We start from the raw sequence: 15,599 nt of genomic DNA, 5'->3' as shown, positions 1-15,599 counted from the left end.
AATTAATATTTTGCTTTGCCGCAAATTGTAAAGAAAAGGGTTTTTATCATAAGCTTGATATCCTCACTTATGCAGCAGTTTGCTGCATAGTCCACATCTTGCTGCATCCTTGTTTCAAAGGACTGTTTTGCTCTGTCCGAAATCTGCCAATAGCAGGTAAGTCCCTGTGGCACAGAGTATCTTTGTATGTATTTTTCTCCATATCTTTTTTGTTCTTCCTCGTATTCATATACCGGCAATGGTCTTGGGCCAACAAAACTCATATCACCGGCTAATATGTTGAGTAATTGTGGTAATTCATCAATGTTAAATTTTCTGATGATTTTTCCTGTTTTTGTAACTCTTGGATCTTCCGTGAGTTTAAAGGAAACTTCTGTATTATTATATTTTTTTCTTAATTTTTCGTGAAGTTTGTCTGCATCTTTCCACATACTGCGGAATTTGTATATTTTAAAAACCTTCCTGTTTTTTCCAATCCGCTCCTGTGTATAAATAACTCCGGGTCCATCTTCCATCAAAATCGCTGCAACCGTTAATAAGAAGATGGGAGACAGCAATATAATTCCCAGAATCGCTGCTATTATATCAACTGCCCTTTTAGAGAAGCGGTACATTATCGGCTTCTGCGTATATAATAAATGATTCTCATACAATCCTTGCTTTTCCTGGACAGTGCTTATATCCTTCGTCAAAATCTTTATTCCGTCCATTTTGATACCCCCTGTATACAGCAAACTTTGCTTGCGGTACTCCCCCTGCATATCACAAAGCCATGCCTGCGATAACGCATAGTTCTAAAATATCCATTGCAATAGCCAAGGTTGCAAAAGTAAGTTATTGCAAAGCCTTGGGCTGAACTGTTACGAATCGCTGCCAACTCTAAGGTATGTTATTTTCAACTTTTATTTACGGCGTACTGTCACTTTCGGTAACCGTTTGGCTTTCTGCTAAAGTGTTTCCCTTTCCGTAGCAGCACGCCAATCCCCACACTCTGAAGACTGTATGCCGCTTTGCGCCCTACAGTCAACCTTTCTGCAGTTTCCTGCAGGATTTGTAATTTTCTTGACATTCCACCAATTCTATAAAGCAAGTCCTTTATGGAGTGGTTTCCTGTTTATTGAAATATCCTTTACATATATGCTTCTTTCCAGGAAGCTCCATATGTATAATTAATCATGCATAACCAATTATTTCTTTCTCTCGCTTATTCAGCTGCAGGCGCCACCGCTCCCGGAACTTCGATAAACGCCAAAGTTCCAAAGGATGTCATATCAACAACCACATGGTCGTCTCTTATCTCAGCTACCGTAAGTTCTACCCACTGGCCGTTTACCAGCTGGTATACCTTAACCAACTGTCCGGTCTTAACGCCCTTCATATAGTAGTTCACCTGTGCGGTATTAAAGCCGCCGATATGGGATGAAACTTTCACTACATTCAGAACCTTTCCGCCAAGAGCTGCCGCCTGTGCCTTTGCTGAATTCACAGCCGCCAATACAGGCTTGCTAAGGTTAAAGGTAACGTTGCTGGGCGCGCCGTTAATGAGAATGTGTCCTCCCTGTCCAATAGGGGTTACGCTGTCAAGTCCGGGTACGGATACAACTGCGTTGTTCATGTATTCCCCAACTGACATTCCCACAGACGCTGCTGCAGACACTACGGATGAGGGCACGCCCTCCACTGTGTCTGATGTATCAGCCGCAGCTGCTTTTGCTTTTGATGATGATGACGCAACCACTGCTGATGCGGAGGGGCTGGTTGCTGCCATGACAGGCAGGGAAAATACCATTGCCCCCGCTAATGCTAATGCAATTAATCTCTTCATCTGGAATCTCCTCCTTTTCTCCCGGTTATGCCGGGTGTTTTGAGTGTGGTTTATATTTACGCCTCAGGCATGTGCCCTCAGCGGAAATACCGCTTCTTTCCTGACAGAAAATCTTCCTCTCTTATTCATACATAACCCTGTCTATGGTTCCGGCTGCATCATTTACCAGTCCTCCCAAAACCACGAACTGCTTTTGGGCGTCCTCCCCTTTCTTAGTCGTCAAAGTCACCAGGAAGTGATATGGGGTTAAATCCTCCCATCCTTCCCGGAAATTCATTCCCATAACTCTTGTATGATATAAATCATCAAGAAACTTCTGGCAGCCTGCAATATAGGTGAAATCATAGGTACGGATCAGGCTGGTATTTTCTCTTTCATATGCAGCAAAAATCTCATAGGTAAGCAGGTTCCCGTCTAAGTACAGGTATGCTGTCTTATGTTCATCAAAAAAATTTGGGTCTGCGAACTGGTAAAGGTCTGCAAACAGCCCGCTCTCCCCATCAAAACTGGTCTTCCCGTGGATAACCGTATTAAAATCACACATATTTGTCAGGTTGGCAAGCTCTGTGTAAACAGCTCCTTCCCCATCAGTTTCACCATAAGCATTGTGGCTTTCGTAATAGTCGTCCGCCTGCATACTTTGAAGTACCGGGCAGTCAATATCTGTCCCCGGTATGTAAAGCCATGCGAAAATATCAGGGTTTTCTTCCTGTAATGGTTTAATGTCTACCACGGTATCTTCTGCTGTCTCACCGGCAATGGCTGTTTTTTCCCCGACAGATGCATGTTCTGTGTTGTCAGCGCCTGCATCGCCTGTCTTTTCTTCTTCTTGTATGCTATCTCCATTGCGCTCCTCCACCTCAGCATCCAATCCCAAATTTTCATCTGCTGCTTTTTCTGCTCCGCAGCCAGCCAGCATAATAGCCGCCAGTATATAAATCCATATCGTTTTTTGAAGCCAAGTTCGTCTGTCATTCTTTTTCACATTTATATCCCCCTGCATATGTAAGCTGTGCTTGTAATCCTGCTCTCTATCCTTGTCTAATCCGCTGAAACTTCCTCATAAAACACATCTATAATCAGTTCATAAAGGGCTTCCTCATCTGCCCAAAATTCCTCAAACTCCTCTCCCATAATGGTCTCGCCCTCCAGCATCCGGAAACTATCGCTTCCGAAGCTGTAATCTACTATGATGGGCGCCAGGTAGGATACCTCATCCAGGGAAACGTCCGTTACCATCTGTGGCGATATATTCTGATATAATTCCAATGCTACGGAAAGATTATTTTTCACTGCATGTTTCGCCTCGTCAATAAAAGCTGTCAGATACTGTTTCTGTCTGGCAAGCCGCAGATCCGCCGAGGCAAATATACTGGTATCCCGGTATTTCACATACCAGTAAGCACTTTCCCCTTCCAAATGGACCCTTTCTCCTTCTTTTAAACTTTTGTCTTTTGAGGTTAAATCTTCCAGTACGGTTACATCCACCCCTCCCACTGCGTCATTGACGGCAGGAATTGCGCTCATATTCACCGCCGCATAACCATGGATGGGCAGGTTATAGAACAGTTTCTGAACCGCTTTCTTTTGATACTCACAGCTCTCCTCCACTCCGTTGCCAAAACCGTGCTGCACAGCAATTTGAGCTGTAATGGTATTTACGTAAGCTCCTTCTTCGTTGTAAACATCTATATCTGTCATGGTGTTGCGGTTAATTCCAATTACCTTTATGGATTTGTCATGGGGATTCATTACTGCTAAAAATAAAGCATCCGCCTGTCCCCCATCGGTTCCCTCTTTCATTTCCTTCACATCACTGTTTTTGTCAATCCCCATAACCAAAAAGGTCATGATATCTTCATTGTAGGCATAGACCTTTTCTTTATATTTCACCCATCCCTGCTGCCATTTTTCTTCTTCTTCCTTTGATAAAGGTTCGGAAGCTATGACAGGGGTAAGCTCCGGCGCTGGCTGCGCCTTGCTGAGCAGGTTATTTCTACCCACCGCCCGGACAATCTGAAAAAGCATGCAGACCATCACTGTGACCACCGCCACTTCCACCAGAACCATAAGCGCTATCTTTCTTATTTTTTTCTTTTTCTTTTCTTTCAGCTTTTCAGGATTTAAGAGCCGCTCCTTCTCCTGATCCGCCAATGCATCCCTTTTTTTCTTACTTTTCACTTAAGGGAATCCTCCGTTACCTATCTATTTTTATATTGACTTGCCAAACTTTCCTCATCCTGGCCTGTAAAAATTGCTGCAAATACCCTGGAAGCTCTTGCCACATTCCCTGCCCTGTCGCTGACTGCATAAAATACCACTACCGTACCATCTTCTCTGTTTTCACTAATCTTTTCTATTACAATCCGACTGCTTAAATCTCCATCTTCTTTATCCCAGGCAGTTGCACCTGTAAGCAGCTCCTTTGTCCCGTTTTCTTCTCTATATACTGTATCTACTGACTGAAAAGTAAACTCCGGCTCCTGTCTGTCCTTCCCAAGATATAAAATGGCACACAGCAAAATTAAGATTCCATTGGCCACAGCAAGCGCTATCCCTATTATCCTGCCCTGCTTCATCCGCTTTTCCTCATTTCGTTTTTGACCAGACTATACGTTTTCCGAATCTGCAAAGTCATCATCTTCCTTCATAACCTCATAGGCGAATTCGTCTCTGCCTTCCTCTCCAGCCCCGCCTGCCGATTCATGCCAATCCTCAAAAGAGGATTTGTCCTCTTTTGAGGAATGTTCCCTATCCTGGGCTGTCCGCTCCACATGATTGTCCTCCCCATATTTTCCATAATACTTACCGTAATACTTTCCATAATACCTGCCATAGTGGCCGTAGTAGCCTTTGCTGCTCATATCCACTTTATTAAGCACCACGCCTAAAATCCGGCTTCCTGATTTATCCAGCTGCTCTTTTACTCTCTGTACAAATTTATAGCTCACCGCATTATTCTCCACCACCAGCACGGTTCCGTCACAGTATTTTGCCGCAACAGCCGCGTCAATCACGCTCCCTAAAGGCGGCGTATCAATGATGACATAGTCAAAAGAATATCTAAGTCCCTGAATCAGAGAGCCAAACTTCTCACCTCCAAGAAGCTCGCTGGGATTAGGGGGTACCGGGCCTGAAAAAATCACATACAGATTATGGATGTTCGTCTCGCACATCACATCCTTGTATTCCGCCCTGCCCGACAAGCAGTGGGTCATTCCCTGTCTTACGGCTCCTGTCCTGTATCTTCCTACCAGCACCGACTTTCTCATGTCCGCGTCAAGCAGGATGGTTTTGTTGCCTGCCTCTGCAAAGGCTTTTGCCATCTCCATAGCCACACTGGATTTTCCCTCATTAGGCGTACAGCTGGTAATCGCCACCACCTTCACATCCCTTCCACAGAACTCTATGTTCGTTCTAAGTGTTTTGAAGGCCTCCTTCATACGGTAATCTTCTACTTGTTGATTAAACTGTAGCTTTACGCTCTGCATTTTGGTTTTCTTTCCCCTTATCCTTTTTTAACAGTTTTCTTTGTTCTTAGGCAGCGTTTTTTAATGCCTTAGAGCTTTTCTTCACACTTCATGCTATTTCTTTCTTCTTAATTCCATAATAGAAAGAATATCTTCCCTGTCTTTTTCACCCAGATCCCGGAAACAGGCGATAAGGTGTTTTTCCATCTGATTCATATCCTCATATGCCGGGACATGGACCTTTGGCTTCTTATCTCCCATATTTATGTAATTAGAATCCTCGTCTTGGTCCTGATTGCTTTCTATTCCATACTGACTGAACGCCATGCGGGAAAGCAGACTTTCCACAGGCACTTCATACAGTCTCGCCAGGCCGTACAAGGCCCCGGCCGGCGGTCTGATTCTCCCTGTCTCATAGTGGGAATAGGTCTGTCTTGAGATATTAAGCTTAGAGGCCACAAAGTTCTGCCTGTAGTGGCTGGAGACTCTTAGCTGCCTTAAATATTCCGGCAGAGTCTCGCTTCCTTCTTTCACCGGCCTCTTAAACCCTGCTGCTTTTCTTGGTAAATATCTGACAGCCATTTCCTGCCTCCTTTTCTTTTTACAATTCGCACCTGGAATTGAAAACAACTTCCGGAATTGAAATATAATTTCCCCTCTTACGTATAGCTTCCATATCTTTGTTTTATGCTCTGCCTATTCTGCGAGACAAAATTCCGCTCCTGACCTGGCTGCTGCTTTTCTTCTTTTTACTGCCCGCTTCATCCGCTGCCGCCGGTATCAGCGCCAAGGTGCTTAAGCCCAGGTATTTCTCCACATCCTCTGATGATTTGATCGTATCATCCATCAGGTACCGCACTATGATAATAGCGCATACAATCAGAACGCCTATAGCGCCTCCAATTGCCGTCCACTTCAACACACTGGGGCCCGCTTTTTCTGTGGGCATGTTTGCCTGTTCCACCACGTTCACTGCTTCTATGTCCATCACATTCTGTATGTGGCTGCCAGCCACTTCCCTAATGCAGTTAGCCGTCTCCATCGCCTGTATCGGATCCGCATCCTCCACCGTAATTGCCACAATACGGGTATCCGTAGGCGTTTCCACGCTGACCTTTTTTAACAGTTCTTTATATTCCACATCTAAAGAAAGCTTCTGAATAACCTCTTCCAACACGTAACGGCTGTTAATCAGCTCCGCGTAATCCTTTGTAAGCTGGGTGCCAATCTGCACATCACTGTAGCTGACTGCAGCATTTTCTGTTTTATTCAGGATATAAATCCTTGTGGTTGATTCATAATAAGGTGTCAGCACAAAGCTGCTAAGCAACAGGCAGACCAGCGCTGCCAGCAGTCCGGCGCTCAAAATCAGCCATAGTCTTCCGACCAAGATATGAAAGATTTCAAGAAGGTCTATTTCAATTTCATCATTACCCATCTGATTTCCATTTTCCTTTCCCATTTTTGCTCAAAGCTCCCAACATGGAACTTCTACTTTGTAAAAGTTTATTCATCCAAAAAAGCTTTCCATTACAAACGCAGGCACAACTTTAGATATATACATCCCTTATAACGCGCATGGGGTTCCCGTAAAAGAGTCTCTCCCCATACTCCTCCCCATATTTTTTACCCACATATCTTGCGCATTCCGAAAGCATGGGCCGCCTTTTTCCCATGTCGTGGGCATCCGTTGCCACAAAATGTACCAGCCCCTGTGCCAAAAGCTTTTTGGTTAACTGCCTTGCCCCAAATCCAAAATCTCCCATGATGCTGCCAGCGTTCACCTGTATATAGCATCCCATCCTGACTAAGTCTTCTACCCGCTCTGTCTTCATAAGCATCCGGCTATATCTTTCTACATGGGCAAGGATGGGCCGCCAACCATGGGCAAGCGCCTCATACAGTCCATACCTGATGTGATCAAAATCGTCCCCCACTCCAAACTCAATCAGAACATAAGCAGATCCCGCCATGGTGCAGGCTTTTCCCTGGTCTAACTTTTCCGTCATGTCACTGCCATAATACATTTCATTTCCCATATGAAAGGCCATGTTTATTCCTTCCTCTTTGGTTCTTTTTTGCAAATCTTTTATGAGCAATTCTATTTTTTCAGGTCCTGCATTATGGTGTGCGGGCTTGTTGTGAGGCGTTAAGATAATTTCCCGTATTCCATCGCCCCATGCTGTGCGCAGCATTTCCATACTTGTGTCAAAACTTTCCGCCCCATCGTCTATTTGAGGCAGAATATGGGAATGAATATCTATGTAGGAATCCAAGCTTTTTTTCACCTTCCTCCCTATTCGCTTTCTGCTATGGCACCAGACAATGGCCTGAACATCCAAATCTGCCGTCCATTGCGTCCGTCCAGTCCACTATGAAAGCGCCGGATTTTACCTGAATTTGCATTTTCTTATTTCGTAAATTTATATATTTTACGAAATAAGCAAGATGGCTCCTAAAAACCTTTAAATGAAGGGAAGCAGGACATATGCCCTGCTTCCTGACCAGATTTTTGACGGTCTAAAAAAATTTTATAATTTTGAAAAGACAAACAAATTGTATATTATTAAGCACATTACATATCGTTTTATCAAATTTCACAGTATTTCTTTTTTTAGGTAGTAAGCAAATATTCCCTTTATTACACATATTTATTATCTATAATACAAATGCAAGTTCTAACTCCCATAACAGCATATATCAAATTTTTCCATCAGTTCCTTCTTATGCTCCAAGCTGGAATGAACATACAAATTTAATGTGACCTGCACACTGCTGTGTCCTAAAATCTCACTGAGGCTTTTGGCATCAAACCCTTTGTCAATGCATCTGGTAGCAAAAGCATGCCGGAGCATATGAAAGTTAAAGCTCTTAATCTGACATTCATTCAATATTTTTGCAAATCGGTACTGCAGGGTCCTCGGCTCTACCCAGCTTTTTTTCCTCCCCTTAATGATATACTTAGCATCTTCCTGCTTATACTGTTGTAAAAGTGGAAAAAGCACCGGTGGAATAGGAATAATTCTAAATGAAGTGCATGTCTTCGGTGTTTGCAATAGAACTTCGGTACTGCTTTTCTTCCCTTCAGATGTTTTTACCCTCTGCATGTTTTTTCGAACATAAATAACGCCCTCCTCAAGATTCACATCTCCCCAGGTCAGAGCACAGGCTTCCCCAATTCGAATGCCCGTATAAAAAACAATCAAAACCCCAAGACAGGTATCATCCCCTGCATTTTCCAAAAGATATTTTTCTAAAACGCCCATATCCTGCTGTCCGGGAAGCATCACCTGTGTCCTCCTGGCCGGCATAATCAGGTTCTCTGGAATTTCTATGGCGTAGTGGTATTTCTTTTTTACATATCTAAGGGCACGCAGGACAATTGCGCATATACTTCTTAAATACCGGTCAGAAAGCATGGCTCCGTCCGTATCCTCCCGGATGCTTTCTACAAATGCCTCTAACCTCTTGGTATCTATCTGATTTGCTTTCACATCTCCAATTCTGGGGATAATATACTTATCTATTGTCTGGCAGTAAACCGTATAAGTGGTTTTTTTCCATGAAGGTCCCTTTTCCTTAAGCCACATATCTATCACATCCGCAAGGCTGCCTTTCACAGGCTCCCCTTCCACTTTGTGGGTTTTCTGAAAAGCTCCAGCTTTTCCTTCACTTCATTATAATTTCTTCCGTAGACAGAACGATAGCTGCGTATACCGTTTTTGCTTCTTTCTATTACAATACGGCCTTCCCAGCGGCCATCCTTTCTCTTATAAATATTAGCTCCTCTTCTTGACATGACTGACTCCTTTCTTTTTGACCAGAATTTTGACGGTCTAAAAAAAATTTAAGAACAATAGTTTCAGATAAATATACCATCAGCAGCAATCCAAGCCTTTAATATTTCGAAAAAATAAGTGGATTTATTTGAAATAAAGATAAAAAATGTAAAAATAAAATACATAGTTGATTTTTTTAGTGGTTTGTAGTATAGTTTCTTTAGCGTTTTTGTAATATTTACATTTATTTGCAATTATTTCTTTCTTTTTGCATTTCGTAAAATATATAATTTTATGAAATGTTTTTTTATTTTTCGTCTGCAATGCTTTTCTCTCCTACATTAGGTATATTCTGCACTATAATAAGACAAATTCGGACAGTAAACAACAAAATATCGTTCATGTGTTCCTTCTCATTTATGCATATTGATTGGGATAATTACAGATTGTCATGCGCTGCAAATTGATTTGTCAAGTCAAAAAACAGGCGCCTATGATTCACACACCGCGCTGATATAAAAAAGACCTGAGCTCTACATGTTTCATAGAGTTTCAGATCTTTTATATGAATTAGCAGCCTGAAAACTGCCGCCTTTATTTTCCAAAAAGTAAAAAACACGCGGAAAACATTATTTCGCGCCGTTCTTTACACCACAATTCTTTCAAGTCTCGCACCCATTCTGCTTAAAATCTCATTTGTAATCGTCCCCGTCTCCTTTGCCAGATGGCAGACTGAAATTTCCTCCTCACCGCTTTTCCCAATCAGCACCGCCACATCCCCTGCTTTCACCCCCGGAATGCCGCTTACATCCACAATGGTCTGGTCCATACAGATGCGCCCAATCACAGGAGCCCTGCGGCCCTCAATTAAAACTGCGCTTTCGCCCCCGGAAAGCCCCCGTGGATAGCCGTCCCCATATCCGATTGAAAGCGCGGCGATCTTCATATCCTTTTTTGCCTGAAATTCCAGACCATACCCTGCGCTTTCACCTGCATACAAGTTTCTTACCGATGTAATTCTTGCCTTCAAAGATAAAACCGGTTTCAATATATCTTTATATTTCTCCGTATCTTCCCCGGTGCTCAAAACACCGTACAGCGCAATACCCACCCGTACATAATCCTCCGCAAGCTCCGGGTAATGAAAGATTCCGTAGCTTGACTGTAAATGGATTTTAGGCCGCGGACAGCCTCTTTCCTCTAATTCCTTAATAAGCTTATAAAAAACCTTCGCCTGCAAATCCGTAAATTCCATTTCCCGCTTTTTTAGGGTATCATCGGCGCAAAGGTGGGTATACATACCGTCCACAATCAGATTTTTCATCCGGCAGATATTGTACAGCCTGTCCACATTTTCACTGCGCTCCCCTAAACGATGCATTCCGGTGTCCACTCCAATGTGCACATGTATTTTTTTGCCATAGCGGTTCAAAAGCACCGCATAAGGAAAGTCAACCACGGTCTGTGACAGGCGATACCTAAAAAGTAAGGGAAACAAGTCAGGGTGGGTATAACCCAAAATTAGAATTTCACCTTTTATCCCATGTCTGCGCAGCTCTATCCCTTCCTCCACGCTGGCAACGCAAAAAGCGTCCACACCCATATCGGCTAATTCCCTTGCGATCAGAACCGCTCCATGTCCATAGGCATCCGCCTTAAGGGCAGGCATCAGCTTACATGCATCCGGCACTCTCTTTTGCAGAGCCGTTACATTTTGCCGCAGGGCGCTTCTGCTCAGCTCAATCCACGCTCTCCCGCATTTAAAATCCTCTTTTTTTTTACGCTCCGTCCATTGAGAAAGGACCACGGCTGCAATCGTGGAAAAACAACTCACCGCAAGATAATGCCCAAGGCTGTTATCCACCAAAATTCCGGTTAAATGCAAAGCCCTGGCCGCTCCCCTCACCACTACAATCATGACGGGATGCAGTATATAAATCCACATTGCCGTATTTCTTAAGAATTTAGAAGACCTACCCTGCCATGCTAAAAGCGCCTTCATGAGAAAGATTGCAGTTGGTATCAGCATAATGTACATACTGTCATGCCTTTGCACTCCAAAATGCCGCAGGGTAAATGCTTCTGCCACCATCAACAATCCAAAAACCGTAAGTCCTATACAATTCGCCAACAAATTTAAGGAATCCTGGGTGCTTTTTCCACTTTCCATTCCAGCCCCTGAAAGTTTCTTTGTCTTTAAAGCATTTTTGTTTTCGAAAGAAACTTTACTTTCTGAATAAAATTTATTCCCTAAAAAAATTTTAATCCCCAAAATTAAGAAGATTGGTGCCATGAACAGTCCGTTTCTTGTATAGGAAAAAATCTGAAAGCCTTGCATATAAATGTGGTACAAAACGGAACCTTCTTTTATGCAGCCAAAGTAACTATCCCCTAAAAGCCCGATTAGGTAAAGCGCTCCCGATACCACCATCCATACCTGTATTTTTATTCCGGATATACTCATCAAATACACCAGCGCCACACCGATCATACAGGCGGGGAAATACCACAAATGATAAAAGGTTCCATCAAATAGCAGCATTCTGATTACTGAGCTTATGTTTAATTCCTTATAGTGGCCCGCATAAATACCTACAGGCAGATAAAGCAAGATAGCGCTGCCGTACAAAACAGCCGTCTTTTTTATATATCTTAAAAATTTTTTGAAAGCCCCATCCCGGCGTATAAAAAAATCGCCCGCCACAAAATACCCTGTCACCATAAAAAAGAAGGGAACCGCAACCCGGCACAAAACCCTTGTCAGTAAAAAGTCCGCGTCCGCGCTGTAAGATAAAAGGGGCGATGTATGAATGGCCACCACCATAAAAGCCGCAATCACCCTGAATCTGTCAAGCCCTCCGTAAGTTTGATTCGTATTCAAATTTTCTTCTCTCCCTCATATTCAATCTAAAATAGTTCTCATTGTCTCATACTGAGTAAGGATAAATCCGTCCACATTGTTACCTGAGACCGTATAGGGATAATCCTCCTCCATTTCAAGCACGGTGGTTTGCCCCTGCTCCGCCTCTAAATAAGAAATGAAAGCCCGCATTCCATTTTTGTTAAAGCTATAAACCTTCTGTCCATGGGGATACTTTTTGACAAAAGAAATGTATTCTTCAAGGGCTAAATTCTCCTGCTCCATAATCATAGCGTGGGGAATGCCCACATAACGAAAGTGCCAAGGTTCATGCCCGATTCCCGTGATTTCTTCTTTTCCCGAAGGATATCTCTCCACAAAGCCATATTGAACCGCTTTTTGCCGGAACGTCTGGCAGATTCCTTCATAAGGAAAATCCGGGCGTATAAAGTCAATATTTTCCTGTTTTAAGCCAAGGTCAATGGCAAGACCTGTCTGGTGCTCACTGTGGCCAGGGTAAGCAACGTACTTTTCCGTAAACTCCCTGCCACTTTCCGCAAGTGAATGATCCCAAATTTCTCTCTGCTCTTTTCCTGACCGCCAGCCGCTGACCGGAACGATTCTTTGCCAGCCGTTTATTTTCCCCATGAGCCTGGTTAAAAGTTTGACCGCCATACGCTGCATCAGGATATCGCACTCTCCGCTTTGAACCGGTTCCAAATCCTCTCCGCTGCCCGCTGCCCATCTATAAGCACGGTTTACCAGAACCAGACTCCCTGTATAAATGTTTTCCCTCTGCAAAATAACTTTCTCCATGCCGATACCTCCCCCATATCACAAGCACAGCCTGCAATGCCTCTTTACAAAGCAGAGCCCATACCAAATTGTTATGCCTCTAACTGAAAACATATCATAGCTCCAGCCAAAAGTATGCATGGTATTTTTAAATACCCTCCAATGCCAATGTGATGATTTTTTCCAGAATTTCTCCAAAAGAATACCCGGCCGCCTTCATCATCCCCGGATAGCGGCTGTGTTCCGTAAATCCCGGAATGGTGTTGACTTCGTTAAATACAATCTTTCCCTCCGGTGTCAAAAACATATCCACTCTTGCAAACCCGGCGCATCCAAGGGTTCTGTAAATAACCTTTGCCGTCTCCTTTAACTCCTTAGCCTTTTGTGCGCTGATTCTTGCCGGCACATGTATTGCGGAAGTCTTTAAGGTATATTTTTCGGTAAAGTCAAAGAAGCCTCCGGAAAGCTCGATTTCATCCACCTCCCCTACCGTCAGAGTTTCCTTTCCCAGCACAGCGCATCCAACCTCAAATCCGTCTATATTTTCCTCCACAATTATCTGGTCATCGTACAAAAAGGCAAGCTCCACAGCCTCTTTAAGGCAGGCCGCCTCCCCCACCTTCGTTACCCCAAAGGAAGACCCTGCTTTTACCGGTTTGACAAAAAGAGGATATCCTGTTTCTTTTGCAAAATCTTTTATCTCCCTGCCGCCCTCTGTGATTTTGGCCTGCATCCCAAACACACGCGCCTTTGGGACACATACGCCTGCCGCCTCCACAAGCTTATGAGCCCGGTCTTTATCCATACAAAGGGCTGAAGATAAAACGCCGCAGCCGGCAAGGGGAATCCCTGCAAGCTCAATCAGCCCCTGAACCGTTCCATCCTCTCCCCATTTCCCATGTAATACAGGAAATGCCACATCCACTGGTACGGTGTCCACACCGTCCTCTTTATGAAAAACCAAAAGTTTGTGGGCCTTTCTGTCCGGGGATAGGATCGCCCTCATGCAATTTTTGCCGGTAAACCATGTATCATTTTTTATCTCATCCACATCTCCGGTAAAATAAAACCATTCCCCCTCCCTGGTGATGCCAATCAATACCGGCTCATACTTGTCCCTGTTCAGATTCAGAATCACCCCGCAGGCTGATTCTAAAGATACCTTATATTCAGATGAACAGCCTCCAAAAATTACTGCAACATTTATTTTTTCCATTTTCCTTTTCCTTTCCCTGTTTTTTGTATCCAGTAAGGAACCGTTAAGAATTAACCTTACATTGCGTGCCGATGCCAGTCCTATCGCCTAGCCTTTCACAGTACATTGTAAACAAATTGTAACAATCAAATTTGTTTTATTTTTTCACTTTCCCTTTAGGATTATTTGAGAATTTATTAGGAAAATCCTTAAAAAAAGCTAAAAAATATTTAGATATGTTAATTTTTACTTGATGAACCATATAGCAGCCTTTATAATATAAGAGGTTTGTTTTGACAGCCCAAATAGAGAAGGTATCTATGTAAAGCAGGCAGATAAGGAAACTTTTCGGCTTTTTGTCTGCATGCCTTGAAGGTTACGCTTCGGAATGAATGGAGGAAAGAAATGGAACGATTGGTAGGAACTGTATCCAGAGGGGTTAGAGCGCCGATTATCCGGCAGGGAGACGATCTTGCGGCAATTGTTGTGGATTCTGTGCTGGCGGCTGCAAAAAGCGAGGGCTTTGCTTTGCATGATAAAGATGTGGTAGCCGTAACAGAGGCTGTTGTGGCACGGGCCCAGGGAAATTATGCAGGAATTGACCAGATCGCAAAGGATGTACACGAGAAATTTGGCGATGATACGGTAGGTATATTATTCCCTATTTTAAGCCGTAACCGTTTCGCTATCTGCTTAAAAGGCATTGCTAAGGGTCTTAAAAAGGTTGTGCTGATGCTCAGCTATCCGTCCGATGAGGTAGGCAATCACCTGATTGACGAGGAAGACATGGACGAAAAGGGTGTAAATCCCTGGACGGACGTGCTCACGGAAGAAAAATACAGGGAACTGTTCGGTTACAAAAAACATGTTTTCACCGGCATAGATTATGTGGAATACTACAAACAATTGATACAGGATGCAGGGGCGGAGGTTCAAATTATCTTTGCAAACCAGCCCAAGGCGATCCTCTCTTATACCAAATCCGTCCTGACCTGCGATATCCACACCCGCTTCAGAACGAAAAACACCTTGTTAAAAAATGGTGCCCAAAAGGTTTACACCCTTGATGAAATCCTTACAAAAAGCGTGGATGGCAGCGGCTACAATGACAGATTTGGTCTGCTCGGCTCTAACAAGGCAACCGAGGAAAGCGTTAAGCTGTTCCCGATTCACTGCCAGGAAATGGTAGAGCGCATCCAAAGGAGCCTGATTGAAAAAACAGGAAAGCAGATTGAGGTTATGATTTACGGCGATGGTGCTTTCAAAGACCCTGTGGGAAAAATATGGGAACTTGCGGACCCGGTGGTTTCTCCGGCATATACCAAAGGCCTTGAAGGAACTCCCAATGAAGTGAAGCTGAAATATTTGGCAGACAATGACTTTGCCGATTTATCCGGCGATGCCCTAAAGGATGCGATTTCTGCTTACATCCGGGAAAAGGATGAGAAGGCGGCCAGCCTGGTAGGCACCATGGTAACCCAGGGCACTACCCCCAGAAGGCTCACTGACTTGATTGGCTCATTGTGCGATTTGACCAGCGGCAGCGGCGACAAAGGAACGCCTATTATCCTGGTGCAGGGTTATTTCGATAACTATACCAAGTAAATATTTTCACAGCTGATTCTTTATCACTAAAATTGTAAACTGCCGCGGGAATCAACAGATGCGGTCACAT

The 15,599-nt window shown here is 43.7% G+C and carries 15 protein-coding genes; 1 reads left to right on the top strand and 14 read right to left on the bottom strand.

Translation table 11 applies throughout. The features are described 5' to 3' along the window. Positions 1-2: 2 nt before the first annotated feature. From D5281_RS15815 to vanG, 14 genes are all read right to left on the bottom strand, one after another. Positions 3-710, bottom strand: coding sequence for a sugar transferase (locus tag D5281_RS15815; RefSeq protein WP_277935401.1), 708 nt, complete (start codon positions 708-710; stop codon positions 3-5). 494 nt (positions 711-1,204) lie between these two features. Beyond that, positions 1,205-1,825 carry a hypothetical protein gene (locus tag D5281_RS15810; protein ID WP_160561073.1) on the bottom strand — a complete coding sequence of 207 codons (621 nt, stop codon included), beginning with the start codon at positions 1,823-1,825 and terminating at the stop codon, positions 1,205-1,207. Positions 1,826-1,946: 121 nt separating this feature from the next. Beyond that, entirely contained in the window at positions 1,947-2,810 is an 864-nt protein-coding gene (locus D5281_RS15805) for a class B sortase (RefSeq protein WP_160561072.1), read from the bottom strand. 56 nt (positions 2,811-2,866) lie between these two features. Continuing rightward, positions 2,867-4,006 (bottom strand): LCP family protein, encoded by a 1,140-nt coding sequence (locus D5281_RS15800; RefSeq protein ID WP_330585071.1) that lies wholly within the window; start codon positions 4,004-4,006, stop codon positions 2,867-2,869. A gap of 20 nt (positions 4,007-4,026) precedes the next feature. Next, complete coding sequence (locus tag D5281_RS15795) at positions 4,027-4,404, bottom strand: DUF5011 domain-containing protein (RefSeq protein WP_160561071.1); 378 nt, start codon at positions 4,402-4,404, stop codon at positions 4,027-4,029. 30 nt (positions 4,405-4,434) lie between these two features. Beyond that, entirely contained in the window at positions 4,435-5,316 is an 882-nt protein-coding gene (locus D5281_RS15790; protein WP_160561070.1) for a polysaccharide biosynthesis tyrosine autokinase, read from the bottom strand. Positions 5,317-5,409: 93 nt separating this feature from the next. After that, positions 5,410-5,877 (bottom strand): helix-turn-helix domain-containing protein, encoded by a 468-nt coding sequence (locus D5281_RS15785; protein WP_160561069.1) that lies wholly within the window; start codon positions 5,875-5,877, stop codon positions 5,410-5,412. A gap of 103 nt (positions 5,878-5,980) precedes the next feature. After that, the gene (locus tag D5281_RS15780; protein ID WP_277935400.1) at positions 5,981-6,757 is read right to left on the bottom strand and encodes a YveK family protein; all 777 of its coding nucleotides are present in this window, start codon (positions 6,755-6,757) and stop codon (positions 5,981-5,983) included. Positions 6,758-6,845: 88 nt separating this feature from the next. Then, a complete protein-coding gene (locus tag D5281_RS15775; protein WP_160561068.1) occupies positions 6,846-7,583 on the bottom strand; it encodes a CpsB/CapC family capsule biosynthesis tyrosine phosphatase in 738 nt (245 codons plus the stop codon). 390 nt (positions 7,584-7,973) lie between these two features. Next, a complete protein-coding gene (locus tag D5281_RS15770; protein WP_160561067.1) occupies positions 7,974-8,915 on the bottom strand; it encodes a tyrosine-type recombinase/integrase in 942 nt (313 codons plus the stop codon). After that, entirely contained in the window at positions 8,912-9,094 is a 183-nt protein-coding gene (locus D5281_RS15765) for a hypothetical protein (RefSeq protein ID WP_160561066.1), read from the bottom strand. The genes D5281_RS15770 and D5281_RS15765 overlap by 4 nt, the downstream gene beginning before the upstream one ends. A 626-nt stretch (positions 9,095-9,720) precedes the next feature. Further along, entirely contained in the window at positions 9,721-11,955 is a 2,235-nt protein-coding gene (vanT, locus tag D5281_RS15760) for a serine racemase VanT catalytic subunit (protein ID WP_277935399.1), read from the bottom strand. Between the two features lie 21 nt (positions 11,956-11,976). Next, a complete protein-coding gene (locus D5281_RS15755) occupies positions 11,977-12,750 on the bottom strand; it encodes a M15 family metallopeptidase (protein ID WP_160561065.1) in 774 nt (257 codons plus the stop codon). A 127-nt stretch (positions 12,751-12,877) separates the two neighbouring features. Next, a complete protein-coding gene (vanG, locus tag D5281_RS15750) occupies positions 12,878-13,945 on the bottom strand; it encodes a D-alanine--D-serine ligase VanG (RefSeq protein ID WP_160561064.1) in 1,068 nt (355 codons plus the stop codon). Between the two features lie 384 nt (positions 13,946-14,329). On the opposite strand from vanG, the gene D5281_RS15745 reads away from it, so the two are divergent. After that, on the top strand, positions 14,330-15,529 hold the full coding sequence (locus D5281_RS15745; protein ID WP_160561063.1) for a coenzyme F420-0:L-glutamate ligase: 1,200 nt from the start codon (positions 14,330-14,332) through the stop codon (positions 15,527-15,529). The last annotated feature ends 70 nt before the right edge of the window (positions 15,530-15,599 follow it).

The organism is Parablautia muri (genome assembly GCF_009917485.1).
Lineage (GTDB): Bacteria > Bacillota > Clostridia > Lachnospirales > Lachnospiraceae > Suilimivivens > Suilimivivens muri.
This window is presented reverse-complemented; position numbering and strand designations above follow the sequence as displayed.